At 60.4% G+C, this 25,710-nt stretch carries 23 protein-coding genes; 12 read left to right on the top strand and 11 right to left on the bottom strand.

All coding sequences use genetic code 11. From position 1 onward, the window contains the following. Positions 1–53: 53 nt before the first annotated feature. Positions 54–398 carry an outer membrane protein assembly factor BamE domain-containing protein gene (gene bamE / locus MSNKSG1_RS13820; RefSeq protein WP_008939904.1) on the top strand — a complete coding sequence of 115 codons (345 nt, stop codon included), beginning with the start codon at positions 54–56 and terminating at the stop codon, positions 396–398. Positions 399–416: 18 nt separating this feature from the next. Beyond that, entirely contained in the window at positions 417–1,544 is a 1,128-nt protein-coding gene (locus MSNKSG1_RS13815; protein WP_008939903.1) for a patatin-like phospholipase family protein, read from the top strand. Here MSNKSG1_RS13815 and MSNKSG1_RS13810 read toward each other — a convergent pair whose 3' ends face one another. Continuing rightward, the gene (locus MSNKSG1_RS13810) at positions 1,545–2,189 is read right to left on the bottom strand and encodes a TetR family transcriptional regulator (protein ID WP_008939902.1); all 645 of its coding nucleotides are present in this window, start codon (positions 2,187–2,189) and stop codon (positions 1,545–1,547) included. 463 nt (positions 2,190–2,652) lie between these two features. Between MSNKSG1_RS13810 and MSNKSG1_RS13805 the strand changes: the two genes are divergently transcribed. Continuing rightward, positions 2,653–4,230 carry a flavin-containing monooxygenase gene (locus MSNKSG1_RS13805; protein ID WP_008939901.1) on the top strand — a complete coding sequence of 526 codons (1,578 nt, stop codon included), beginning with the start codon at positions 2,653–2,655 and terminating at the stop codon, positions 4,228–4,230. 176 nt (positions 4,231–4,406) lie between these two features. Beyond that, a complete protein-coding gene (locus MSNKSG1_RS13800) occupies positions 4,407–6,023 on the top strand; it encodes a phosphoethanolamine transferase (RefSeq protein ID WP_008939900.1) in 1,617 nt (538 codons plus the stop codon). Positions 6,024–6,051: 28 nt separating this feature from the next. On the opposite strand, the gene MSNKSG1_RS13795 is transcribed toward MSNKSG1_RS13800, so the two are convergent. Then, positions 6,052–7,563, bottom strand: a complete 1,512-nt coding sequence (locus MSNKSG1_RS13795) for an acetyl-CoA hydrolase/transferase family protein (protein WP_008939899.1) — start codon at positions 7,561–7,563, stop codon at positions 6,052–6,054. A gap of 175 nt (positions 7,564–7,738) precedes the next feature. Here MSNKSG1_RS13795 and MSNKSG1_RS13790 point away from each other — a divergent pair, with 175 nt between their 5' ends. The 4 genes from MSNKSG1_RS13790 (at position 7,739) to MSNKSG1_RS13775 (ending at position 10,050) form a co-directional block, all read left to right on the top strand. Beyond that, positions 7,739–8,377 carry a MarC family protein gene (locus MSNKSG1_RS13790; RefSeq protein WP_008939898.1) on the top strand — a complete coding sequence of 213 codons (639 nt, stop codon included), beginning with the start codon at positions 7,739–7,741 and terminating at the stop codon, positions 8,375–8,377. A gap of 33 nt (positions 8,378–8,410) precedes the next feature. After that, positions 8,411–8,986, top strand: a complete 576-nt coding sequence (locus tag MSNKSG1_RS13785; RefSeq protein ID WP_008939897.1) for a gamma-glutamylcyclotransferase — start codon at positions 8,411–8,413, stop codon at positions 8,984–8,986. A gap of 151 nt (positions 8,987–9,137) precedes the next feature. Next, the gene (locus tag MSNKSG1_RS19135) at positions 9,138–9,542 is read left to right on the top strand and encodes a hypothetical protein (protein WP_152638781.1); all 405 of its coding nucleotides are present in this window, start codon (positions 9,138–9,140) and stop codon (positions 9,540–9,542) included. Between the two features lie 229 nt (positions 9,543–9,771). Continuing rightward, complete coding sequence (locus tag MSNKSG1_RS13775) at positions 9,772–10,050, top strand: hypothetical protein (RefSeq protein WP_008939895.1); 279 nt, start codon at positions 9,772–9,774, stop codon at positions 10,048–10,050. A gap of 438 nt (positions 10,051–10,488) precedes the next feature. On the opposite strand, the gene MSNKSG1_RS13770 is transcribed toward MSNKSG1_RS13775, so the two are convergent. Further along, a protein-coding gene (locus MSNKSG1_RS13770; RefSeq protein ID WP_152638780.1) for an IS3 family transposase occupies positions 10,489–11,642 on the bottom strand; the annotation gives its coding sequence in 2 pieces (ribosomal slippage) (positions 10,489–11,402 and positions 11,402–11,642; 1,155 coding nt in all). A 66-nt stretch (positions 11,643–11,708) separates the two neighbouring features. On the opposite strand from MSNKSG1_RS13770, the gene MSNKSG1_RS18960 reads away from it, so the two are divergent. After that, complete coding sequence (locus MSNKSG1_RS18960; RefSeq protein WP_008939893.1) at positions 11,709–12,104, top strand: GFA family protein; 396 nt, start codon at positions 11,709–11,711, stop codon at positions 12,102–12,104. 77 nt (positions 12,105–12,181) lie between these two features. On the opposite strand, the gene MSNKSG1_RS13755 is transcribed toward MSNKSG1_RS18960, so the two are convergent. After that, complete coding sequence (locus MSNKSG1_RS13755; protein ID WP_008939892.1) at positions 12,182–13,063, bottom strand: DMT family transporter; 882 nt, start codon at positions 13,061–13,063, stop codon at positions 12,182–12,184. A gap of 235 nt (positions 13,064–13,298) precedes the next feature. On the opposite strand from MSNKSG1_RS13755, the gene MSNKSG1_RS13750 reads away from it, so the two are divergent. Both MSNKSG1_RS13750 and MSNKSG1_RS13745 read left to right on the top strand, forming a co-directional pair. Further along, on the top strand, positions 13,299–14,246 hold the full coding sequence (locus MSNKSG1_RS13750) for a LysR substrate-binding domain-containing protein (protein WP_008939891.1): 948 nt from the start codon (positions 13,299–13,301) through the stop codon (positions 14,244–14,246). A gap of 92 nt (positions 14,247–14,338) precedes the next feature. After that, positions 14,339–14,650: a hypothetical protein gene (locus tag MSNKSG1_RS13745; RefSeq protein ID WP_008939890.1), complete on the top strand. Its 312-nt coding sequence runs from the start codon at positions 14,339–14,341 to the stop codon at positions 14,648–14,650. A 52-nt stretch (positions 14,651–14,702) separates the two neighbouring features. Here the strand turns inward: MSNKSG1_RS13745 and MSNKSG1_RS13740 are convergent, their stop codons facing one another. The 3 genes from MSNKSG1_RS13740 to MSNKSG1_RS13730 form a co-directional block, all read right to left on the bottom strand. Further along, on the bottom strand, positions 14,703–17,204 hold the full coding sequence (locus tag MSNKSG1_RS13740; protein WP_008939889.1) for an acyl-CoA dehydrogenase: 2,502 nt from the start codon (positions 17,202–17,204) through the stop codon (positions 14,703–14,705). A 113-nt stretch (positions 17,205–17,317) separates the two neighbouring features. Next, on the bottom strand, positions 17,318–18,208 hold the full coding sequence (locus tag MSNKSG1_RS13735; RefSeq protein ID WP_008939888.1) for a prenyltransferase: 891 nt from the start codon (positions 18,206–18,208) through the stop codon (positions 17,318–17,320). 12 nt (positions 18,209–18,220) lie between these two features. Next, complete coding sequence (locus tag MSNKSG1_RS13730; protein WP_008939887.1) at positions 18,221–19,108, bottom strand: AEC family transporter; 888 nt, start codon at positions 19,106–19,108, stop codon at positions 18,221–18,223. Positions 19,109–19,279: 171 nt separating this feature from the next. On the opposite strand from MSNKSG1_RS13730, the gene MSNKSG1_RS13725 reads away from it, so the two are divergent. Beyond that, entirely contained in the window at positions 19,280–20,467 is a 1,188-nt protein-coding gene (locus MSNKSG1_RS13725; protein ID WP_008939886.1) for a MalY/PatB family protein, read from the top strand. A gap of 8 nt (positions 20,468–20,475) precedes the next feature. Here the strand turns inward: MSNKSG1_RS13725 and MSNKSG1_RS13720 are convergent, their stop codons facing one another. The 4 genes from MSNKSG1_RS13720 to MSNKSG1_RS13705 all read right to left on the bottom strand — a co-directional run bounded on the left by MSNKSG1_RS13720 (position 20,476) and on the right by MSNKSG1_RS13705 (position 25,692). Next, a complete protein-coding gene (locus MSNKSG1_RS13720; RefSeq protein ID WP_008939885.1) occupies positions 20,476–21,414 on the bottom strand; it encodes a DMT family transporter in 939 nt (312 codons plus the stop codon). A 48-nt stretch (positions 21,415–21,462) separates the two neighbouring features. Further along, positions 21,463–22,677 carry a succinylglutamate desuccinylase/aspartoacylase family protein gene (locus MSNKSG1_RS13715; protein ID WP_008939884.1) on the bottom strand — a complete coding sequence of 405 codons (1,215 nt, stop codon included), beginning with the start codon at positions 22,675–22,677 and terminating at the stop codon, positions 21,463–21,465. Between the two features lie 218 nt (positions 22,678–22,895). Beyond that, the gene (locus MSNKSG1_RS13710; protein WP_008939883.1) at positions 22,896–25,205 is read right to left on the bottom strand and encodes a xanthine dehydrogenase family protein molybdopterin-binding subunit; all 2,310 of its coding nucleotides are present in this window, start codon (positions 25,203–25,205) and stop codon (positions 22,896–22,898) included. Beyond that, entirely contained in the window at positions 25,198–25,692 is a 495-nt protein-coding gene (locus MSNKSG1_RS13705; protein ID WP_008939882.1) for a (2Fe-2S)-binding protein, read from the bottom strand. Before MSNKSG1_RS13705 ends, MSNKSG1_RS13710 begins: the two co-directional genes overlap by 8 nt. Between the last annotated feature and the right edge of the window lie 18 nt (positions 25,693–25,710).

The raw sequence follows: 25,710 nt of genomic DNA, 5'->3' as shown, positions 1-25,710 counted from the left end.
TCGCCGGGGAATCTGTCGGGTTCGTAATCGCGTCTTCGTATTCAGCGACTATCATGAAGGAAATTGTCAGCCACAGGGAGTTTGTCATGGTCGCTGCCCGTTCCTTGAAAACCACCGTACTCGCCATCCTGATTGCCGTTCTTGCCGGTTGTGCCACGGTTGGTCGGGACTTTCCGACTCACAATGTGGACCAGATCCGCATTGGGGAAACCACCCGCGCCGAGATCCAGACGATGTTCGGTGAGCCCTGGCGCACCGGGGTAGAGGATGGCAAGCGCACCTGGACCTACGGCAAATATCGCTGGTCCGCGTTCGGTGATGCCGAGACCACCGATCTGGTGGTGCGCTTCAACCCGGACGGCACAGTGTCCTCCTACGTGTTCAACACGACGGAATAACCGGTTCCGGAGGCGCGGATGCCACGCAACGGGATTGTACTGACCGGAGGAGGGGCCCGGGCTGCCTATCAGGTGGGCGTCCTTCGGGCCATCGCCGATATGTACCCGGACTGGGAGCATCCGTTCCGGGTGATCGTCGGCACCTCCGCCGGTGCCATCAATGCAATGGCCATTGCCGGCAGCCGTGGTCGCTTCCGTCACAGCATTGATCACCTCGAGAACGTGTGGTCGGGCCTGACCATGGATCAGGTCTTCCGGGCCGACCCGTTCAGCATGGTGCGCAATGTCACGAGCATTGCCCGGCGTATGCTGGCCCGCCCGTCGGAGGGTGGGCCGGTGTCTTTCCTGGACAACCGGCCCCTGAGAAAGCTGCTCGAGGAACAGATCGATTTTGAACGGGTTCGGGATACCCTCTCGGCCGGGCACATTGACGCCGTCGGATTGAATGCCTGCGGTTATGCCTCGGGACAGAACGTCTGCTTTTTCCAGGGACGGCCGGACCTGGAGGGCTGGAGCCAGGGCCAGCGCGCCGGCACCCGGACGGAATTGACGATCGATCACATTCTGGCGTCATCCGCCATCCCGACCCTGTTCCGACCGGTGGCCATTAACCGTGAGTATTTCGGTGACGGTGTTACCCGACAGATGGCCCACATCAGCCCCGCACTCAGGCTGGGTGCAAGCAAAGTGCTGGTGATCGGGGTAAGCGCCAACGCCATGTGCCCGCCGAAACGGCATCACCAGCAGGAAACCCCCTCACTCAGCCAGATCCTGGCGCAGGTGTTCAATGGTATGTTCCTCGATACCCTGGAATACGACATCGAACACTCCCGAATGATCAATCAGTTGCTTGCCCTGATTCCGGAAGAACGCTTGAAGGAAGCCAATCTGGATCTTCATCCCGTCGACATTCTGGAAATCTCCCCATCGGAGCCCCTCGACGAGCTGGCCGCGCCTCACATGGGCGCTTTGCCGCCCCTGGTTCGAACCCTCACCGGGGAGGCCGAATCGGTGGCGGATGGCGGTGCCAACCTGGCGAGCTACCTCCTGTTCGATAGCCAGTTTTGCAAGAAGCTGATGGAGCTGGGTTACCGCGATGGCCAGGCCCACGCGAACCAGGTCCAGCGGTTTTTTAATTCGGACTGATTACCGGCTAACCGGGGAGGACTCCCGGGCGATCGTCTCCAGGGTACTGCTGGAAACATGATCGACCATCGCGCCCCGGAACTGTCGGTTAATGAACCGTTCCGTCTCCCGCTGGATGCGCTCGCGCTGATCCGGCTTCTCCAGATAGTCCATAGCCCGGAACAGGATATAGCGAATGGTCATGTGTGAAATTTCATGGATGGTATCACGGTCGACTCCGGCCACCAGATCGCGCTCGATGATGTCCTCCGCCATCTCCCGGGCACTGGCATTCAACTGCGCTTCCAGTGCCTGGCGCAGGACGGGGGAGGGGCCATGGAGTTCCCGTACGGCAACGGTGGTGGCCGCGGGGTTGGACAGGAAATAGTGATAGACGAATGCCACCGTATCGTGAGATGCCTGCTCTGACGATTCAGCCATCCGCCGCAACTCCCGCACTCCGGTTTTCATGTCCTCGGCAATATAGCCAAGCACCTGCAACCCGAATTCGTCCAGGTTACTGAAATGCCGATAGAACGTATTCGGGTTCAGCCCGGCTTCCCGAGCCAGCTCGCGGAGGCCCAGCGACGTCAGGCTTCGGGTTTCGGTGATCAGGCGCAGGGCGGCCTGGATCAGTTTCAGTTTTCCGCCGGTCAGGATTTCCATTGTGTCCTCTCAGTTTGGAGAAAGGCCGGATGGTGCAGCCACTTCACAGACACGCTGCGAGTACATCCATGTACGCTTGTTTCAGGCCGTCCATGGCCTTCAACAGTCTGTGAAGTGGCTGCACCATCCGGCCCCGGGCATTGTTCTTCGTGCGCTGACCATGCTTGTGGCTGGTTGGAGGGAGGCTTTCCGAAACTGTGCGGAGCCATGGATGGCGGAGCCCAAGCGCCACAGGGATGTGCCGCAAGGAGCGTGTTTCGGAAAGCCTCCCTCCAACCTGCCGACCCCCCGAAATTGAGGCGCAATGGGGACAACCATCTGTCAGCTAAGGCCATAAGGGCATTGTTTGTGGGCGTAATGTATACGGCTGTCTACCTGCTGTTGTATACATGTGTCTACCGGTCATGATGACCGCCCGGACAATAACAGGCAAGGCCATGCAGGCCAGCGCAGGAGAGCAGCAATGACACAGAACGCACAGATCGCCATCATCGGCACCGGATTCTCCGGTCTCGGCATGGGCATCAAACTCAAGGAAGCCGGCTTCCATGATTTCGTCATTCTCGAGCAGAGTGACGACATCGGCGGTACCTGGCACGAAAATCATTACCCCGGCTGTGCCTGTGACGTCCAGTCTGCCCTCTACTCCTTCTCCTTCGAACAGAACCCGAACTGGAGCCGGATGTTTGCCACCCAGCCCGAAATCAAGGCCTACCTCAAAGGCTGCGCCGAAAAGTATGGCCTGATGAAGCACATCGGACTCAACACCCATCTCACCGGAGCCCGCTGGGACGAAAAAGCCGGTATCTGGACCCTCGAAACCTCCGACAGTCCGGCGCTCTGGGACTACATGAAGAAAAAAGGGCTGAAACCGGGTGATGAGCTGGACCACACGGATCCGGCGTTGCCGCCCCTGAACAAACTCCGGGCCAACGTGCTGGTATCCGGCATGGGCGGGCTCAGCACTCCGGCCTATCCCGACATCAAGGGTGTTGAGAGCTTTGCCGGCACCAGTTTCCATTCCCAGGACTGGGACCACGAGTACGATTTCCGGGGAAAGCGCGTTGCCGTGATCGGAACCGGGGCTTCTGCCATCCAGTTTGTGCCCGAAGTGGCGAAAGAGGCGGCCCACCTGGACCTGTACCAGCGCACACCGCCCTGGATCATGCCCAAGCCGGACCGGGAAATCCGGCCGGTCGAGAAACTGATGTTCCGGAAAGTCCCCCAGACCCTCAACGCCTTCCGCCAGAGCATCTACTGGATGCTTGAAGGCCGCGTACTCGGTTTTGTCGGCAACCCGCGTATTCTCAAGCTGGGTGAGTTGCAGGCGAGGCGCCACATCCGCAGCCAGATCCGCGATAAGGCCCTGCGGAAGAAGGTGACGCCGGATTTCCATTTTGGCTGCAAGCGGGTCCTGATCTCCAATAACTACTACCCGGCGCTGGATCAGGATCACGTCGACGTCCTGACCGACGGCATCCGGGAAGTGAAAGGCAATGTCATTGTTGATAACAACGGCGTGGAGCGGACCGTGGATTGCATCATCTACGGCACCGGCTTCAAGGCCCAGGAGCCGATTCCGCGGGGCATGATTTTCGGTCGCGGCGGGCAGGATCTGCTGGACGCCTGGCGAGAGGGTGCCGAAGCCTACAAGGGCACCACCGTCGCCGGGTTCCCCAATTTCTTCATGTTGATGGGGCCGAACACCGGTCTGGGGCATAGCTCGATGGTGTACATGATCGAATCCCAGGTGCAGTACGTCCTGGATGCACTCCGGAAAATGCAGCACCGGGGCTGGAACAGCGTGGAAGTGAAACAGGACGCCTTCAGCCGTTATAACGCCTCCATTCACGCCAAGCTGGGAGACTCGGTCTGGCAGACGGGTTGCAAGAGCTGGTATGTGAACGAGAACGGCAAGAACACCACCCTGTGGCCGGGCTTCACCTGGCAGTTCCGCCAGCAGACGCGTCGATTTGACGCAGCCAGCTATCACTGCGAGCAGCAGGCCGTGCCATCGGCATCGGAACCGGCAGTGGCGTAACCGAAGAGGGGTAGAACGCGGGTACGTAAAAGGCGCAGAAGCGGGCGTTAAGTTTGCTTTAAGGTTGTGCAGGCAATATTCTCACCGCAATCTTTCTGTAGTGTCTTGGTAATAGTATGGCGTTAAACTCCTCAGGTTCTTTCCCGTCTCCCAAAGGAGGCGGGACCTTTTCATGGTTGCAGTTCAAACCCCACTGGCTGGTCCTGATTTGCGCAGTGGTGTTCACGGCTTTTTACAATGCGCCGTTCTACAAAGCGATCGAAGAGTATGTGGGCTTTGGCCAGCCGTTGCTCATGGTCAAGCTGGCGTTCCTTCTGCTGCTGGTTAACCACCTTCTGATCAGTCTGTTTTCCTTCCGGTTTGCCCTCAAACCCATGCTGGTGTTTCTGTTCTTTGCAGCGGCATTCAGCAGTTACTTCATGAATGCCTACGGCACGCTGATCGACAAGCACATGTTGCAGAATGCCATGGAGACGGACGTCAACGAGGTCCGGGGGCTCCTGAGCGTCAGCCTGTTGATTCACACCCTGATTTTCTTTGTGGTGCCGGTGGCGATCCTGTATTTCGTGCGGATCCAGTGGCCCCCCGGGTTCCGGAAAATCACCCACTGGCTGCTGCCCATCGTGGCGGACATTGCGCTCGTTCTGCTGCTTGCCCTGACCAGTTACGATGAAATGGCCTCCACCTTCCGGAATCACCGGGACATCAAGGACATGGTGGTACCGGTCAGCAGTGTGTCGGCCCTGGTCTCGGTGGGCAACAAGGCCGTTGCCGCCCAGTTCCCGGTGGAATATCAGCACAAGGGAATGGATGCGCAGATGAGCCCGGCGCCTTCAGAGCGCGACAAGCCGAACCTGGTGGTCTTTGTGTTGGGAGAGACCGCCCGGGCCGATCACTTCACTCTGAACGGGTATGAGCGGGATACCACGCCGCGTCTGAATGCGCTGGCGGCCGAACCGGACTCCAATCTGGTCAACTTCCCGAAGGTCTCTTCGTGCGGTACTGCCACGGCTTTCTCGGTGCCCTGTATGTTCTCCTGGGTCACCCGGTCCAACTACGATGAATCGGTGGCCAAGAACAGCGACAACCTGCTGGATATCATGGTCCGGGCGGGCATCGACGCCGACTGGCTGGACAACCAGTCCGGCTGCAAGGACATGTGCAAGCGCATTCCGACCAGCAAGCCCGAGGATCCTGCCCTGTGCAAGGGCGAGTATTGTGAGGACCTGGTGCTCATCAAGGGCGCCCGGAAGGTGATCGACAAGAACGGGAAAAACGACCAGTTCCTGGTGCTGCACCAGCTGGGCAGCCACGGCCCGGAGTACTACAAGCGCAGCAAGCCGGATCAGAAAGCGTTTCTGCCCGAATGTGAAAGCAACGAACTGCAGAGTTGCGACCAGCAGGCGATCATCAATGCCTACGACAACAGCATCCGGGTGACCGACGACATGCTGGGCCAGACGGTGGACATGTTGAAATCCCTGTCATCGCAGTACAACACGGCCCTGGTCTACGTGTCGGATCATGGGGAATCCCTCGGGGATAACGGCATTTACCTCCACGGCATTCCCTACATCGTGGCGCCGGAAGAACAGATCCACGTGCCCATGGTGATGTGGCTGTCCGACGGTTTCCAGAAGGCCAACCATATCGATATGGCCTGCCTGGCCAAAGAGGCTCAGCAGCCCGCCAGCCACGACAATCTGTTCTCGTCACTGCTGGCGATGATGAACGTTCAGACCAAGATGATTCAGCCGGACCTCAATCTGTTCTCGGATTGCCGGTCGGGCTGATCCTGCCTTTGGTTCCAAACCGGGCAGATCACATCTGCCCGGTTTCCTCGAAACGCTGATGCCAGCTCAGGGCCTCGCAGAGCAGGTGCGGGGTGTGCATGCCGCGACCGCTGGCACAGGCACGGTCGAAATAATCCCGCAGCCTTGGCCGGAAATCCGGATGGGCGCAGTTCTCGATAATGCTCAGGGCCCGCTGCCTCGGTGCCAGTCCCCGAAGATCCGCCAGCCCCTGTTCGGTCACCACAATTTGCACGTCGTGTTCGGTGTGATCCACGTGGGATACCATCGGGACGATGGTGGAGATGGCACCGCCTTTCGCCGTTGATGGCGTCATGAATACCGACAGATAGCCGTTGCGTGCGAAATCCCCCGATCCACCAATCCCGTTCATGATGCGGCTGCCCATCAGGTGGGTAGAGTTCACGTTGCCGTAGATGTCCGCCTCGATCATCCCGTTCATGGCAATGATGCCCAGGCGCCGGATCACTTCCGGATGATTGCTGATTTCCTGGGTGCGCAGGAGGATGCGTTCCCGGTAGAAATCGATGTTGTCTGTCAGCTCACGGTTGGCTTCGGGACTCAGGGAGAGTGCCGTGGCCGAGGCCATGCGCAGTTTGCCCGACCGCAGCATGGCCATCATGCCGTCCTGAAGCACTTCGGTGTAGGCGGTCAGGTTGCTGAACGGGCCTTCGTTCAGGCCGGCGAGGACCGCGTTGGCGATGTTACCGACGCCGGATTGCAGCGGCAGCAGGTTTTCTGGTAACCGCTTCTTCTCCACTTCCATCTCGAAGAAGGCCAGCAGGTGGCGGGCGATGGCGTTCGACGTCTCGTCCGGCTCGCTGAATCGTGAACACCGGTCCGGTGCGTTGGTCTCGACCACGGCGATGATCTTTTCCGGCGGGCACAACAGGTATTTCTCCCCGATCCGGTCGTCCGGTTGGGTCATCTCGATGGGCTTCCGTCGCGGTGGCAGGGCCGTTCCGTAATAGACATCGTGCATGCCTTCCAGTCCGGCACTCTGGCCGTGGTTGACCTCCAGGATCACCTTGTCGGCCTGGTCGATCCAGGTCTTGTTGTTGCCGATGGAAGACGAGGGGATCAGCTTGCCGTCCTCGGTGATGCCGGCTACCTCGATCACGGCAATGTCCAGTTCACCAAAAAAGCCCGACCAGGCATGCTGGGCGACGTGGGACAGGTGAATGTCGATGTACGACATCCGGCCCTCGTTGATCTTCTGGCGGCACACCGGATCGCTCTGGTAGGGCAGTCGCATTTCGATGCCGTCCACCTCCGCCAGGGCGCCGTCCAGTTCCGGTGCCGTTGAGGCACCGGTCCACACGCTGATGCGATAGTTCTCGCCGCGCTCCCGGCGTTCCCGGATATGCGCCGCCAGCGCCTGCGGAACGGCCTTGGGATAACCGGCCCCGGTAAACCCGCTCATGCCCACATTGGCCCCGGAGGGGATCAGCGCGGCGGCTTCCTCGGCAGGCATCAGGCGCTCTCGCAGTCGGGAACAGTGGATTCGGGAGGCTTCGGTCATAACGGCTCCAGCAGAGAAACAGTGGGACAAAAATTTGGGATGGTAATACTACGATATGAATAGGTAGTGTTCCCTAATACTTAAGGCGAAGTGGCAGGTTATAGGTTCTGTTGCGTACGGACGTTGGCCGCGCCAACGGCTATGCTTACGGTTTTTTCTGGCCCGGATTTCCTCGATGTTTGAGACCTTCTTCAGCACCTACCTGAGCAGCACCATCCGTTTCCTGTTTCTGCTGGCGCCGTTCTTCGTAGTCACCATGTTCCTGGCGCTGACCCGGGGGCTGCCGGCTGCGGAAAAGTCCTCGATAATTCGTCGCGCCATCGTGTCCGCGTTTGTCCTGGGCCTGATCCTCTTCTTTGCCGGGCCGCTCCTGTTCGACGCCATCGGCATTACCCTAAATTCCTTCCGCATTGGCGCCGGATCCCTGCTGTTCCTGACGGCCATCAGTCTGGTGAACAGCGGCACCCGGAGCCATGCAACGGGTCTTCCCGAGGAAGATCGCGATGACATCGCGGTGGTGCCCCTGGCCATTCCGGTGATGATCGGCCCTGCCACCATTGGTGCCATTATGGTCTACGGCGCGGAGTTGAAAACCGTGCCCGATGTGACCGGTGGCCTGTTGGGGCTGGTGTCCGGGTTGCTGATCCTGGCGGTGCTCCTGCACCTGTCCGGGTACCTGGAGAAGGTGCTTGGCAAGACCGGGCTGAACATCATGTCCAAGATCAGTGGCCTGATCCTGTCGGCAATGGCGGCGGAAATTGTGCTGACCGGCATCGCCGGCTTCGTTGCCGCCACCGAGGCTGCCTCGTTATAGTGTCTCACTGCATTTGTATTCCGGTGATTCGTTATGTCCGTCAATACCGTTGAGCATAACCGGGCCCGTTTCGATTTCGAGGGCGTCGACGCCATCTGGCTGTTCGGTTATGGCTCGTTGATCTACAAGGTGGATTTTCCCTTTCTGGAGCAGCGTCCGGCGTCGATCCGGGGCTGGGTCCGCCGTTTCTGGCAGGCCTCCCATGACCACCGCGGGACGCCCGAGGCGCCCGGCCGGGTGGTGACCCTGGTGCAACAACCGGGGGCCGTCTGCCGAGGCATGGCCTATCGCGTATCCCCCAGCGTGTTCGAACATCTGGATGTCCGTGAGAAGAACGGATACCTGAGATTCTCCACGCCCATGACCTTCGACGATGGCAGTGAAGCCGAAGGACTGGTCTACATCGCCACCGAGGACAACGAGGCGTTTCTCGGAGACGCACCGGAGGCGGACATTGCCCGCCAGATTGCCTCAGCGCACGGGCCCAGCGGCCCCAATGCCGACTACCTGCTGCGCCTCGCCGACTCGCTCAGGGCGCTCGGGGATGAGTGCCCACACACCTTCGCCATCGAGTCTCACCTTCGATCCGTCGTTACTGAAGACGCTTAAACGTCAAGCGAGCCCGGGTTTCCGTAAAGCTTTTGCAAAGCCCGCCCGGGCCCGCTGACATTTCCCCGCCGTTCGATACCCTGAACTCAGTGCCGTCGGAAAACCTGTCCGGCGGATCCATCCAGTCTCTGAGACAGACGGGAGAACAGCCATGAAACGATTCATTCTGAGCGGTATTGCGGTACTGGCCATCGGCTTGTCGACGGGCGCCCAGGCGGGCGGTTTCGTTCGTCCACCGGGGCTTGACCGTCAGGCCGACCACGGCCATGAAAAGCATGGCATGCAGGCCCATTATCGAAAGGAGCGCCACGAACGTCACCGTGACCATGATCGTGATCGCTATCGGGAGGACAGGCATCACCGTGGGTATGCGCATGACCGACATCACCACAAGCACCACTACAAGGATCGCCATCATCATCGGCGTCATCATCACGACCGACACCGGACCAGTTACCGGGTGACCTTCCGGTACGATAACCACATACCCCCGGAGTATCGGGTCGCGCGGATCATTCTCGACAGTCGGGCATTGATCGAGGGGTCACATCGCTGAAGTGGGCAGGGGCGCTCGCCGGTTGCCCGGGCGGGCGCTCTGTACAGATTTCAAATGATTACATGGAAAGGCTGTGAGTAGTGGTCTAACCTATTGTTTTATATATTTATGGGCGGTGTGGAAATTGATTCAGGAGCCGTAATAACGAAGCGGCCAAAGTTCTGCAATCCTGAAGCGCTCTGTCTAATTGCTGTTATGAGTCGATGATACCAAGGTGAAACTATCAAAAATGGCAAAAAGCCGTGCCATATTCTGGGTTGCTCACTCGCTCACCCTCCTGGGAGTCATTGCTTTCATCGTAGTTCTGACCAGCAAAGTTTCCTCTGGGGATGGAACCCAGCAATATCTATCGATGGCAGGCATCAAAGTTAGTTATATCGGAGCGTTGGCTCTGTTTTGCGTGATTCCATTATTCGTCATTGTCCTGTTCGTTCTCGATTATCTTGGCAATCGGGATTACCGAGACTTCCAGAAAAAGTACAAGATCGAGGACAAAGAAGGGGACTAAGCATGGGTAGCCAGAACTCAACAGCTCATAACAATGTGGTCAACGGGACGCCAACTACGCTGCGCTTCGTTGCCGCCCATTACCACCGGCGTTAGGAATCGTATGGAAAGCTGGGAAAAGTTCCTAAATCCGAAAGAGCTTCGTGGCAGTTTGCTTGGTACATCCATGTATATAGCTGCATACGAGATTTGCAGAGAGAGCATCATAGATAAACTGCGGTCTTTCTACTCTGATTATTGGGACAAAGACGGGGCTCATCCCGGTTCAGACTACGAGTCAAAGGTGTTGGCACTGGCCAAAAGCCCCCTCCAAGCGACTTTGCTATGGTTTCAAGATAGAGGCGCTATTTCAGAAACAGATTTAGAGACGTTCTCAACGGCTCGTAAACTTCGAAACGAAATCGCACACGATCTCCCTGATTTCTTATCCAGTCGGGTTCTACCCCGTTTCCACGGACGGTTTTAAAACGGCGAACAGCTTCCTGTCCTGAGCAGCAACTCTACGTCGCATCCTGGGATTATGGAACCGCTCAATGTAATCGAAGACATCAGCTCGTGCTTCATTCTGAGTTCGGTAGCGCCGGTGGTGAATTCGCTCCCGCTTGAGCATTCCGAAGAATCCCTCGCAGGCAGCGTTATCGCCACAGTGGCCGACCGCACTCATGCTGCTCACCAGACGGTTGCCGCCGAGATATCGCTGGTAGTCACCACTGGTAAATTGACTGCCTCGATCTGAATGCAATATCACCGGGACTTTTCCCTGGCGCTGCCAAACGGCCATCTCAACCGCTCTGATCACCATATGCCGATCCTGCCGGTGATGCATGGACCAACCAACGATCAGCTTGCTGTAAAGGTCGAGAACCACGCATAGAAAGAGCTTTCCTTCCTGCGTGGGTATCTCCGTAATATCCGTCACCCACTTGGTGTCTGGCTCCAGAGCGGAGAAATTTCGCTCCAGATGATTCCGGATTCCCGGTGGCCGATGAGATCGACGTCCCAAGCGTCCGCGCTTCTTGCGTGGCCAACCCTGAATGCCGTGTTTGGCCATCAACCGAGCAACACGGTTCAGACTGGTTGACGTGCCTTCGGCAACCAGGTCCTCGTGCATTCGGGGTGAGCCAATCATGCCACCGCTGTCGTCATGAATCTCTCTGATGCGTGACAGCAAGTGCTGATTCGCCTTTGCCCTGGCGGACTCAGGGCGAGATACCCAAGCGTAATAACCGCTGGCCGACACCTTCAGGCATCGGCACATAAGACGTATTGGGAAATGACTGCGACAACGTTGAATCGCCTGATACCTCAGGACGACTCCTTTGCGAAGAACACTGCCGCTTCGCGCAAAAAATCACGCTCCTTCTTCACTCGGGCCAACTCTCGCTTGAGGCGGGCAACCTCCTCGTCTCGGGGAGAACCAGAGCCCTTGAAGGCCTTGTCTGTCTCCTCATCCGCTTCTCTGCGCCAACGAGACAACAGGTTGGGATTAATGCCGATTTCCAAGGCTACCTGGCGACAACTCACACCAGGTTGACGGGTTAAAGCGATGGCTTCGCGTTTGAACTCTGGGCTATATTTTCTGCGTCTGGACATGAACACTCCTTTGGCACAGTGTGCCTCTTTTTAGGAATGTCCGCAGTAACGGGGTAGAACCCAAACATGGATGTCAGGGGTTTGAACCAGGGAGCCTGCCATTGCGGGAGCGTTCGATTTGAGATTGAGCTTACCAATGGCTTCGAGGATCTGAATCGCTGCAATTGCTCAATGTGTTCACGCCGAGGAGCGGTCGTAACGTCGGTCCCGTTGTCAGCTTTTAAGGTCGTACAGGGCGAGGAAAATCTGAGCCTTTATCAGTTCGGCACCAAGACCGCTGAGCACTACTTCTGCTCTATTTGTGGGATATACACGCACCACAGAAGGCGCTCGAACCCAAATCAGTTTTCTGTCAACGTGGCCTGCATCAAAGGTGTAGATCCATTTGAACTCGGCACGATTCCCACCATTGATGGTATGAATCACTCCTGCGACCGCAGCGATAGAAAAAGCCGACTCTAGCAAATCTCTGCGGCAACCAATGATGCGTGACCGTCCTTGGTGATCAGTCCCTTCTTGATAGTCGTTGTTCTGAGGCCTCAACTATTCGCCGGATAAGGCCGAAGCCCTCTTTGGCTCCGCTGGCAAGAATGCAATCCCACCATGATCAGCGGCACCACAATCATTGCGCTGCCCACGGCGAACCAGAGATCGGGCATCTCATTGAAACCGATCCAGCCAATCAGCACCGCCCAGATCAGACCGGTGTATTCGGCACTGGTGACCTGGTTGGCGTCCACTTGCTGATAGGCCAGCAGCACGGTGATGTTGTAGCCGAGAATGAATAAGGCGGAACCGGTGGCACTCAGCAGTATTCCGGGCGACCACTCGGCCCCTTCCCAGAGTGCCAGGGCACCGGCGGCCGGCAGGATCAGCAGGTAATTGAGAAACAGCTTGTGAACCGTGGACTGCTGTTTCGGCAGTTTCCGGACCATGACCGCATTGATTGCCAGTGCCAGTGCTGACCCGAGGGCGGCGATGGCGGCCCAGTTGAATTCCACAGGGCGCAGGATGACCACGATGCCCGTGAAACCGCTGAAGACGGCCAGCACGCTCAGGGGCGTCAGCCGCTCCCGGAAAATCACGGCCGAAAGCACCATCACCAGAATCGGTGCGCCGTAGAAGAGCGCGTTGGCAGTCGCCAGCGGCAGATTGCTCAGAGCTACGACCATGCACAGGATGCCGGCCAGATGAATATGGGCCCGGAGCGTGTGGATCTTCAGTCCGCTGAACAGCTGCCCCCGGTTCAGTTGACCGGCGAGCGGCAGTAGAAAGGCCAGCGTGAGTACGCAACGGAGGAAGGCGAACTGAAAGATCGGTGCGCCGGGTTCCAGGAGTTTGATGAACACGTCGGAGGCGATGGCCATGGCGTTGCCGATGACCAGCAGAAGAATGGCGCTGTTGACGGTTTTGCCTGACATTCTGCGTTTACCTCCCTATGGACTGTTCACCAATGAGTAAGAGCCGGTCGGGCAACCCGCTTCCGAAAACCGCTGTGAATACGTCCCTGTACGCTTGCTCTCCGCCTTCCCTGGCTCCGAGCATTTTCGGAAGCGGGTTGCCCGACCGTCTCCCCGAATCTGGAATTGAAGTCTAGGCCCTTGCTAATATCCGATAAAATGATGAATATTCCATAGCTATTAGAAAATTCGATAAATGAAACTTCCTCCCCTGAAAGCGCTTCCCGTATTCGAGGCCGTGGCCCGGCTCGAGAGCTTTTCGCTCGCCGCGGAAGAGCTGGCCATCACCCAGAGTGCGGTCAGTCACCAGATCAAACAGCTGGAAACCTACCTGGGCGAACGGCTGTTCTGGCGCTCAGGCCGCCGGGTGACGCTGACCGACGAAGGCCGACAGTACTTCGATGCCATCGGGTCGGCCCTGTTACAGATCGAGCGGGCCAGTGAGCAGTTGTTGGGCCGGGAGAGTTCCCGATTGCGGTTGTCGGTGTTCAGTTCCTTCGCCGTTCGATGGCTGGTGCCCCGGTTGCCGGATCTGCAACGTCTGCACCCGCAGCTGGAGCTGTCGCTGGAGATGAGCAGCGAGAGTCCGGTTTTGTCGGACCGGGTGGCGGACTGCTTTATCACCATCCACAGGGACTCACCGGCCTACAGTTACGAGTTGCTCTATGTGGAGCGTCTTTTTCCCGTTTGCAGTCAGGACTACTGGCAGAAAATGCGGCGTGAGCTGGATCTGGAAGCTGTTGAGGGTGTTCGGTTGGCGCCGGAGGATCTGGCGCGATTCCCGTTGTTGTCCACTCACAGCATCTTCGAAAGGGCTTCCGGTGACTGGGAGGCCTGGTTCAGGGACGTGGACCAGGGTATTCCGCCCACGGCGCGGGTGCAGCATTTCAGTCATATGCTGCTGGCGCTCGAAGCAGCCCGTTTCCATCAGGGAATCGCCCTGACCAACGATTATATGCTTAGTACCCGCAAGGACTCGGAGGATTTCGTGCGCTTGCCCTGTCACGCAGTGATGACCGGAGACCGGTTCTACTTCGCCTGGAAGACCAGTCGGCGGAAGGAGCCGGGGCTTCAGGTGCTGCGTCGGTGGCTGGTGGATGAGGCGATTCGGGGTGGTCTGAGGAGTGACGCCCAGGGTATCTGAGTGGCTGGCCTGTCAGGATTGTAAGGAACGGAAGGCGCCTGAGCGGCGTCAGGTAAGTACGTTGATAAAATCTGTCTGATCGGAGATTCGATATGAAGCTGTTGTTGAAATCCGCAGTGTTGGTGGGGGCACTTTTGCCGATGGTTGCGTTGGCGGGGTCACCCCAAGACGGAGGTCTGCCGCCGGGACTTCAGAAAAAGGTGGAACGAGGCGAGTCGCTGCCACCGGGTTGGCAGAAGAAGCTCGATTACCACCGGGGCGATCATCTGGACCGGGAGTTGCTGGATTACGGTCGGGTCTATGACATTGACGGTCGTCGCCAGCGTGTTGAAATCGAGGATCGGGTTTACACGATCATCAAGGATACCCGGGAAATCGTCGATATCCTGAACGGCCGTAGCTGAGGTTTTGGCAGGGTGCGGCGCTCAAGCGGTCGCACCCTGCCGGTCCCCGCCTTTATTCCTTCGCTGGCCGCTCCACCACTTTGCGTTTGCCTTTGGCACAACGGGACAGGGCCTTGAGTCCGTCGCCGTCGAAGGCGTCGACGCGGATCACGTCGTACAGGGCGGTCAGCGCCTCCTCCAGTTTGTCGCATTCGTCTTCCTTGACCACGCCCTGCTCGCAGGCCCAGTCCACCAGTTCCTTGCGCTGGTGGCCCATCAGCAGCGCGATGGCGTCCAGCTCGTCTTCGTCCCGGTTGCGGATGGCGTCGTGCAGGCGGCTGCGCATACCGGCGGTCTCATTGGCCAGCTGATAGGCGTTCAGGACCCGGCCCAGCGGATCGTCCGGATCCGTGTTCAGGTAGACGCCACGGCTCACGCGCATCCGCACGGGCGTGTCGTCCACAATGGAGCGGGCGACCCGGGTACCCAGCTTGTCATCCGGTCCGTTGAGGCCGGTGGCTCCCAGCGGGAAGACCAGCAGGCGAAGCGGCCAGCGTAACGGTTTCACCGGGAAATTGATGATCGCCGAGCGCATGGACTGCTGCAGGTCCCTGAGGCAGGTCTGCAGGCACCAGTCCACCAGTGGCCGCTGATCCTGCGGATAGCCTTCTTCGTGCCACTGCTTGATCACAGCGGTGGCGTAGTAGAGTTGCACCAGACAGTCCGCCATGCGTCCGGACAGGCGCTGACGGGCCTTCAGGCCGCCGCCCACGGTGAGCAGGGTGACGTCGGTCATCAGTGCGAAAGCTGCGGAGAACCGGGCCAACTGCCGGTAGTACCGCTTGATGTTGCCCTGCCGGGGTACGGATTCCAGGAAACCACCCGACAGCCCCAGCAAGAGGGCCCGAAGGGCATTTCGGGTGGTGTGGGCGATGTGCCGGTAGAAAATGCCGTCGAACTTCTTCGCCGCCTGATCCTCGTCCTCCATGCCGGCGGCTTCGATCTCCTCGACGATGAAGGGATGGCAGCGTATGGCTCCCTGACCGAAGATCATCAGGCTGCGGGTGAGGATGTTGGCGCCTTCCACGGTAATCCCGATAGGCACGGCCTGGTAGGCACGGGCCAGGAAGTTGCGGGGGCCGGTAATCACGCCCCGGCCGGCGACCACGTCCATGGCGTGGTTGATCACTTCGCGCATCAGGTCCGTGTTGCGGTATTTGAGCACCGCCGAGGGAACGGCCGGACGAACGCCCCGGTCCAGCATTCCGGAAGTCAGCAGTCGCGCGGCGTCCATCATGTAGGTGTAGCCGGCGATGGGCTCCAGGGCTTCCTGTACGCCTTCAAACTGGCTGATGGAGCGGCCAAACTGCTCCCGGGTATAGGCGTAGGAGCCGGTGGCCAGGCTGGCGACCTTGCCCGCGCCGGTGCCCAGTGCCGGCAGGGAGATGGAGCGGCCGATGGACAGGCATTCCAGCAGCATGGTCCAGCCCTTGCCGAGCATGTCCTGGCCGCCGATCACCTGATCCATGGGGATAAACACGTCGTTACCCCAGGTCGGGCCGTTCATGAATACGGTATTCATGGGCAGATGGCGGGCGCCGGCATTCACGCCGTCGGTGTCTTTGGGTACCAGCACGCAGGTCACGCCGACCTCGTCGCTTTCGCCCACCAGATGGTCCGGGTCGTAGACCTTGATGGCCAGGCCAATGATGGTGGCCACCGGCGCCAGGGTGATGTAGCGCTTGTTCCAGGTGACCTTCAGGCCGAGCACTTCTTCGCCGTTCCACTGGCCCTTGCAGACGATGCCCTTGTCCGGAATGGCTCCGGCGTCTGAGCCCGCCACCGGCGAGGTCAGTGCAAAACAGGGGATTTCCTCGCCGCTCGCCAGGCGGGGCAGGTAATGCTGTTTCTGGGTGTCTGTGCCGTAGTGCATCAGCAACTCACCCGGGCCAAGGGAGTTGGGGACCATGACGGTCACCGCGGCCGAGACACTCCGGGTGGAGATCTTCATGACGATTTCGGAATGGGCGGTGGCGGAAAAGCCCAGGCCGCCGTCCTCCTTCGGAATCACCAGCCCGAAGAAGCCTTGTTCCCGGATGAATTTCCACACCTTGTCGGGCAGGTCGTAATGCTCGTGGGTGATCTTCCAGTCGTCGAGCATGTCGCACAGTTTTTCCACCGGACCGTCGAGGAAGGCCTGCTCCTCACTGGTCAGATGCGCCGGTTTGGCATCCAGCAGTTTGTTCCAGTCGGGTTTGCCGGAGAACAGTTGTCCGTCCCAGTCCACCGAGCCCGATTTGAGGGCCTCCTGCTCGGTATCGGACAATTTGGGCAGGCGGTTTCGGACCCAGCCCAGCAGCGGGCGGCTGAGTTTGTCGAGCCTGAGGTCACCGGGAATCACCAGGATCAGTGCCACGGCGAGGAAAACGCCACCGAACAGGATGCTGGCGATGTGCCAGCCGTCCTGGAAAAGGCCGATCACCGTGGCGAGCGTCATAACGGCCGCAGCGGCCGTGCCGCCGATGCCCAGATAGACCAGCACCAGGGCACTGATCAGTAGCAATAGAACACTCATGGGGAGACCTCCATATCATGAATGAAATCAACCAGATTCGATTTTAACCATCGGTCAAAGTCAGTCCGGTTGCAAGGAGGCTGATCAAGATTGGTGTGGAATCCGGGAAGGAATCAGAGGCTGAGGCCGACAATCAGCAGCGCGAGCGTGGACAGGAGCACCGCCACGTTCGCACCGAGCATGGCGTTCAATGCCGCCGGCTGATCCAGGACCCGGGGCAGCCGGGCAGCGATCCAGAGGCTGAATGGGAGAGTCAGCAGGGCCAGGCCACTCCATTCGGGCAGCCATCCTGTGACGATTCCGAGTACCACCGGCAGGTAGCTCCCGACCAGTAGACATGCGACCAGGCGCGTTGCTTTTGCCGGGCCGAGGACAATAACCAGGTGCCGGCGACCAATCTGCCGATCCGCTTCGGCATCGGGGATCTGGTTGATCAGCAGCAGTTCGCTCACCAGCAACAGGGCCACCACGGACACCGCGATGGCCATGGCGTCGATCCGGGCACCCAGGGCCAGCAGGGCCCCAAGGATCATGATCGGGCCAAAGCCCAGGCCCGGCGCCAGCAGACACAGGATGGGGAGCCGGGTGATCCAGCGGGTGTAGGTCAGGACCAGCACCACGCCGGCGGTTCCCAGCACCAGCATCGGCAGTCCCCGTTGCCAGAGGAAATACAGGCCGATGGCGATGACCAGGGCGAGCGTGCCGATGGCGGCCGCCAGTACGCCTTTGGCCGCGGAGGGGACCTCTGGCAGGGCGCCGCTACCGCCGGAGAAGGGGGTGCGCCGGGTGATCAGGTCCAGGCCGGAGACAAAATCGTCGTATTCGTTGAACAGGTTGACCGCGGCATGGGCCAGCAAAGCGCCGACCAGGACCAGTACCGCGTCCAGCAGGGATGGTGACGATGCCTGCTGCCAGGCCACAGCGACACCGAGACCGGCGCAGAGCGGTGCCAGGATCAGGAAATTGGGGCGAAAAGCACGAACGACCGCAGCCGCTTCGGACATCAGACGTCTTCCTTATACGTAACCGGCGGAGAAAACCAGCCCCAGAACAATGGGGATCACCACCAGACTGCCCAGGTTGCTTAATAATACCAGCGAGGCCACGGTATGGGGCTCCTGCTTGTACTGTTCCGCCACCATATAATTCAGGACGGCAGGCGGCAAGGCGGCAAAGACCCAGAGGGCAGCCACCTGCAGGCCCGGCAGGTCCAGCAAGGTGATCATCGGCCAGGCCAGGATCAGGCCGCTGGCCGGGCAGGCGATGGCGCCCAGTATACCCAGTTTCCAGTCACTGAAGTCGATCTCCAGCATGCGCACACCCAGGGCAAACAGCATCAGCGGGATACAGACGCCGCCGAGCATGTTCAGGGTCTCCAGCAACCAGTCGGGCAGGTGGATACCGCTGAGGTTGCAGGCCAGCCCGGCGATGCTCGCAAAGACGATGGGCAGTCTCAGGCGCTGGATGATGGAGCTGTGAGGGTCGAGCATGTAGAGGCCCACCGAAAAGTGCAGCAGCATTTCCACGATAAACAGCACGATGGCCGCCGGCAGGGCCGAGTCGCCGAATGCCAGCACAAGCAGGGGAATGCCCATGTTGCCGGAGTTGTTGAACATCATCGGCGGCAGGAAGGTCTTGAGGTTCAGTTTCAGGACCTTTGCCAGCGGGTACAGCACAATCCCGGAGCCCAGAACCACGACGGTGGCAGCCAGCGCCAGCTGGGCGTAATCCTGCAGCGGCGCTTTCTGGTCGGCAAGCACCCCGAAGACCAGCATGGGCACGAACAGCTCCATATTGAGCACGTTCAGGCCCTTGATGTCGGGGCTTCGGTAACGTCCGTAGAGGGCGCCACAGCCGGCAATGAGGAACACCGGCAACATTGTCGACAGAATCTGGCCAATCATCGGTAAGGCTCCGGCTAACTGAGAGAGTCGGATGAACAAACGGTTAGGTTCGCAAGTAATGCCGGGCTTGGCAAATACAATCCGCTGTCTTTAGACCAAAGCCGAAGGTTTGCCTGCCCTGGTCGATCTGGCCACAATGGCCTTTTCGCAAACCACTGCTGGAGACAATGCGTGTCCCGATTCGATGAGCCTCTGTCACGGGAGCAGACCCATTCTGTCAAATTCGATGCCCGAAAGGCGGTGTTCGGGCGTGAGGACGTTGTTCCGGTGTGGGTGGCCGATATGGACTTCCCGGCACCGGAGGCGGTGACCGAGGCCCTGAGTCGTCGGGCGAAACACCCGGTCTATGGCTACACGCTGTTCCCGGATTCGCTGTACGCCGCCATGATCGATTGGTTCCGGGAGCGTCATGGCTGGACCATTGAGCGGGAGTGGATCCTGATGGCCCCGGGCGTGGTTCCGTCGCTCCATGCCGCCTGCCTGGCATACGCCGGGCCCGGCGATGGTGTGATCATCCAGCCTCCGGTGTATCCGCCCTTTTTCAGTTCGATAAGGCTCACCGGACGGACGGTGATCGAGAATCCGCTGATCGAGGAACAGACCGAGTCGGGGGAACTTCATTACCGGATGGATCTCGAGCACCTGGAAGCGTGCGCGGCCCGGCCCGATGCCCGATTGCTCATGCTCTGCTCACCCCATAACCCCGTTGGCCGGGTCTGGACCCCGGAGGAGCTTGCGGCGGTCCTGGCCATTGCCCGCCGCCATGAGGTGGCGGTGATCAGCGATGAAATCCACTGCGACCTGGTGTTTCCGGATGCCCCCGCCCATCCCGTCCTGGCTTCCCTTGCTGGCCCGGAAGACGCGCTGGTGACGGCGGTGGCGCCGAGCAAGACCTTCAATATGCCGGGCCTGGGGTTGTCTGCCCTGGTGATTCCGGACCGGGACCGGCGCCAGGCGATCAAGTCGGTGTTTGACCAGATGCATCTTCCCCAGTGCAATCCGTTCAGCATCGCCGGTTTCGAGGCGGGTTACCGGCACGGCGGCGCCTGGCTGGATGAGCTGATGACTTACCTTCAGGACAACCGGGATTATGTCACCCGGTGCGTGGCTCGCGACCTGCCGGGCATCCGGACCTATGCGCCGGAGGGCACCTACCTGATGTGGCTGGATTGCCGGGAGCTGGGCCTGGACGATGTCGGGCTCAAGCGGTTTTTTGTGCAGGAAGCCGGCGTCGGCATGAACCCGGGACTCAGCTTTGGCGAGCCGGGCAGCCGCTTCATGCGCCTGAACATCGGCTGTCCCCGAAGTACGCTGGTCGAGGTATTGACCCGGATCGCCCAGGCTCTGGAGCGTCGCTGACGGGCGTGTCAATCCGCCTGGCGTCGCCGGAACCCGGGGCGCCCGACGCGCGTGGCCAGCAGCAGGCCGATCAGGATAAGCGCGCCCCCCACCCAGTGGAATACCCCGAGGGATTCGTTCAGGAACAGGCCGGCGAGGACCGAGGCATAAACGGGCGTCAGGTACATGAAAATGGCGGCGCTGCCGGGACCGATGGTCTGGACACCGTGGTTCCAGAATCCGTACGCCAGAATGCCCGGGAAAATCGCAAAGTACATCAGTGGCAGGACGGTCTGGCGAGACACCTCGAAACCGCCGGAGAAGGCCAGCAGGTCGGTCAGGTAAAACGGCAGAATGATGAGGGTGCCCAACAGGATCTGGGTGGTCAGAAACGTCAGCGCAGGCAGGGGCACGGCCTGGCGTCGTAGCAGCACGGAGAACAGGCCCCAGCTGAATACCGCCGCCACCATGATGAGATCTCCGGGTTGTGCCTCCAGACCGGTGAGGACCGACAGCTGACCCCGGGCAATGACCGTCAGGATGCCGATGACCGCCAGCAGGATGCCGAGAGCCTGAATGGGCCGGGTGCGGTCGCCAAGCATCAGCCAGGCCAGCAGGGCCACGAAAATCGGAATGGTGGCGTTGATCAGGGCGATGTTGGTGGCGGTGGTGGTGACCGCTGCGCAGTAGAGCAGGGAGTTGAACGCGGCCACGCTGAAGGTGGCCAGCGCAATCATCGATCCCAGGTGCTGGCGGATGACCTGCCGATGGCGGATAACGCCGGGCAGGCCGATGGGCAACAGGATGGCCAGCGCGATGATCCAGCGCCAGAAGGACATCGACAGGGGCGGTATGTGTTGCACCGTGCCCCGCGCGATCACGGCGTTGCCAGCCCAGAACAGCGGGGTGAGCACCAGCCCGACGTAGGCGAGGAGCGGGGATTTCGACAAAGATTGTGAAGGCGCCAAAAGAACTCCCGTCGTTTTTCATCCGGTGGGTGAAAAACGCCTAGGATACTACTCTCCGGGCACTTCTGCCTCCGTACCAATGTGGTAGGCGGCAAACCCCGCCATCACCACCTGATCCACCGCCATACCGATGATCCGGCCGTCTGCGCTGGCGTGAATGGGAAACTGGGCGTTGGTGATCGGGTCGGCCACATAGCCAAGGATTTCGCCCTTGTTCACGCGGGCGCCCAGATCCACCTCGCTGAACAGGATGCCGCCATGGTTGGCCCGGATCCAGGACGACTCGTAGTAGACCGGTTCCGGGTCACCCCATTCGAACATCCGGGAAATCATGTCCTGCTTTTCCATCAGGCTGGTGAGACTGTTCACTCCGGCTTCGATCTGGTGCTCCTGGATACGGTGGGACTCACCGGCCTCCAGGGTGACGGTGGTGATGCCGGCGCGGGTGGCGGCCACCCGAAGCATGCCATCGGAACCCGTGCTGTGTACCACCGCCATGCGATCGAATCCCCGGGTGAACTGCGCCACTTCCGGATTGGTCATGTCGGCCCGCAGCTGGGGCAGATTGGTTCGCTTGAGCGACCCGGTGTGGATATCCACCAGCATGTCGCAGTGACGGATGATGTTCTCGAACAGCGAGTAGGCAATACGTTCGGCCAGGCTGCCGTCGGGATTGCCCGGGAAATGGCGGTTCAGGTCGCGTCGATCCGGCAGGTATCGGCTGGCCTCCTGGAAGCCCGGCAGGTTGACGATGGGGATGCCCACCACGCGACCGCTGAGCTTCTCGGGGTCCAGGTCATACAGGGTGCGGCGGATGATCTCGATGCCGTTGAGTTCGTCGCCGTGGACGGCGCCGGTCAGGCACAGGGTCGGTCCGGCGTGAAGGCCGTTGACGACCAGGACGGGCGTTGGCTGGGAGAGTCCGGCGATCTGGATGCCCGGGGTCCAGGCCAGCCGGGTAGAGGTGCCCGGCAGTACGTCACTGCCGAGCAGCGAGAACCGGGTGGTCTTTACAAACTCGGGTGCCGGCTCCGCTTCCGGTTCGCCCGGCACTGGATTGGCTTCGTCCGCATCCGGGCTCGGCTCCTGATCGGCGGTGGCCGGCGCCTTCGCTTCGGGCCGGGGCACTGGCGCCACTTCTTTCAGATCGATATCAGGTGCGACCTTGGCCGCTGTATCCGCCCATGTGGACACTGGAAACAGCGCGACGGATCCCGAAAAAAGCAGGCGCAGGGGCAGAGTCCTGAGTCGTTCGAACAGCATAGAGCCTCTTGGTCAACAACGTGCGCCCAAGGATAGTGGGCCACCACTGTTTCTGGATACCGGTGTGACAAAGCTTTAATGCCGGCGACACAGGACCGTGTTGCCGACGTTTCCGTTATACCGCCGGTTTCCCGCCCGGTAAGAGCGCACTTTTGCGAATTCTGGTTGCGATTTGTTAAGCCCGAAAAAAAGCCCGGGAAGTCCCGGGCTCTGACTCGTTATGCCTTGAGTGCCTCCAGCACCGCCTCGCGTCGTATCGGTATTGTCCGCATACGCACACCCACCGCGGCGAAGATCGCGTTGGCGATGGCGGGCCCGACCACGGTGGTGGCCGGTTCGCCGAGGCCGACGGAAGTCTCCGTGCTGTCGACGAACTCCACGGTCATGGCGGGCACATCCCGCATCCGCATCGGCTGGTAGCTGTTGAGGTTGTGGTCCTTCACCTCGCCGTTATCGATCTCCGTGCCTTCGTGGAGGGCCATGCTGGCGCCCCAGAGCGCGGCGCCCTCCACCTGTGCCCGGGCGCCATCGGGGTGGACCACCGTACCGGCATCGGTCACCAGGGTAAGGTGTTGCAGGGTGACCTTCCCGCTGTCCCGATCGACATGGACTTTGGCGACACAGGCGGTCCAGGTCGGCATGTTCCGTTCCTGGCCGTAGGAAGTCGCGACGCCCAGTGCCGTGTCGGCCGGCATATCCTGCCCCCACTGCGACAGTTCCCGTACGCGCTTCAACACATTGGCCTGGCGGCTGGCACCACCGACGGAGTTGGGTGCGCTGCCGGCGTTCTTGCCTTCGGCTTTCAGCAGACCGAGCCGGAAGTCGATGGGATCCTGGCCGGCCTGGTGCGCCGCTTCGTCCATGAAACTCTCCAGTGCCCAGTTCACCCAGCCGGAACCGACCGAGCGGAGCCATCCGGGCCGGAAAGTATCGTTGGCCAGCCCGTTGGAGATGGCCCGAAGACGCTGGGCCCCGACGGAATACCAGTGATCGGCCCCCTGAATCGAGAAGGGGTCGAAAGGTTCGCCGTTGGTGCCCTTTGGCATGAAACCGGGCGCCATCACCTGCGTGGGCCAGCCGGCGGTGGCGTGGTGTTCCATGCCGATGACCCGTTTGTCCGCATCAAAGGCCATCCGCAGTTTCTGCACGGAAGGCGAGCGGATGGAGTCGAACCGGGTGTCGTCCTCCCGGCTGAATACCAGCTTCACGGGCTTGTCCAGCATCTTGGAGGCGAGTGCGGCCGGCACGGCATAGTCGCCGTTCAGTCGCCGCCCGAAGCCACCGCCCAGCAGGTAGGTGCGCATGATGATGTGTTCCTGCTTCACCCCCAGGGCCTTCGCCAGGGTCGGCAGGATCAGGGTCTGCCACTGGTTCCCGGTGTGAATTTCCCAGCGCCCGTCCTTCTTGAAGGCCAGGGCGTTGAGCGGTTCCATCTGGAAATGCAGGACACTGTGGGTGATGTACTCCTGTTCCAGCACCGAATCGGCGCTGTCGAACGTGCCTTTCAGATCGCCGTCGTCAACCACCAGGGAGCCTATACTGTCATCGGCGATCAGCTTGCGCCCTTCCTCGAGAATGTCTTTCTCGGTCACCTTGGCGGTTTTGCCGGCCGTCCAGTTCACCTTGACCTTCTGGGCGGCCTTGTTGGCTGCAGTCACCGAATCGGCAATCACCACTGCCCAGCCCGGCACGGTGCCGGAAGGGTCATCGAGTACCAGCGTCTGCTGGTAGCCCGGCACGTCTTTGGCCTGGCTGTCATCCACCGAGTCGACGGTCGAGCCGTAACGGGTGGGTGGTATCAGCGGCCGGCCATAAACCATGCCCTCGACGCTGGCGTCGATGCCGTAGATGGCTTCGCCGTTGGTCTTGCCGGGAATGTCCCGGGCCAGTGTATCCTTGCCGATCAGGCGGCGCTCGGAGGGTGGCTTGATCGGCATTTTTTTCAGTTCGTCGTCCGTGAAGCTGCGGCTGATGTTGCCGGCCTGGACGATCTGGGCGTAAGTCACCGAACGGCCTCCCGCCAGAACCTGACTGTCTCTGGCCCGGCACTGATCCGGGGAGACACCGAGCAGTTTTGCGCCTTCCTCGATCAATACCTGCCGGCCGGCGGCACCGGCCCGGCTCAGGGTGTCGAAGTTCTGCCACACAGACCAGCTACCGCCGGTGACCATGGTGCCCCACTTGGGATCACTGTCGACGTAATACAGCACGACGTCATCCCAGTCGGCTTCCAGTTCGTCGGCGACAATCCGGGCCAGGGCGGTACCCACGTGCTGCCCCATTTCCGCTTCCACGATGTTGACCACGATTTTGCCGTCCGGCTCGATCCGGAACCAGATGGTCGGCTCGAACAGGCCTTTCTCCGCCGCTTCGGCGGGGTTGGCGAGGCTCAGCCCGGACATCGTGAAGGCCATGGTGAAGCCGGCGCCGGCGGACCCGATCAGGAAGCCCCGCCGGGTAATGCCGGTACCCTCGTTGCGCGAGCCGTTCGTGGCGGCGTTGTAGAGTGATTCGACAAATTTACGCATCGGCCTTCTCCTCTGCGTCGCTGGCGGTCGCGCCCATGGCGTCGGAGGCCAGGTGAATGGCTTCCCGAATCCGCACATAGGCCATGCAGCGGCACAGGTTGCCGGACATGACCTCATTGATCTGCTCGTCGGTCGGATTGGGGAAATCCTGAAGCAGCGTTGCCGCCTGCATGATCTGGCCGGACTGACAGTAACCGCACTGCGGCGCCTGCGCCTTGACCCAGGCGTCCTGAAGCGGATGGGCCCCTTCGCCCCCGAGGCCCTCGATGGTGGTGACAGAGGTGCCGGCCACATCGCTGACCGGTGTGATACACGACCGGGTGGCCCGGCCGTTGATGTGGACGGTGCAGGCACCGCACATGCCGATGCCGCATCCGAACTTGGTGCCGGTCAGCCCGGCATGATCGCGGATTGCCCAGAGCAGGGGCGTGTCGTCGGCAACCTCGAGGGTTACCGACTCGCCATTAAGTGTGATCTTGGTTGCCATGATGGTCTCTCCATTGGT

Source organism: Marinobacter santoriniensis NKSG1 (assembly GCF_000347775.1).
GTDB classification, from domain to species: Bacteria; Pseudomonadota; Gammaproteobacteria; order Pseudomonadales; family Oleiphilaceae; genus Marinobacter; species Marinobacter santoriniensis.
Note: the sequence above shows the minus strand (reverse complement) of the source record. Positions and strands in the feature narration are given on the sequence as shown.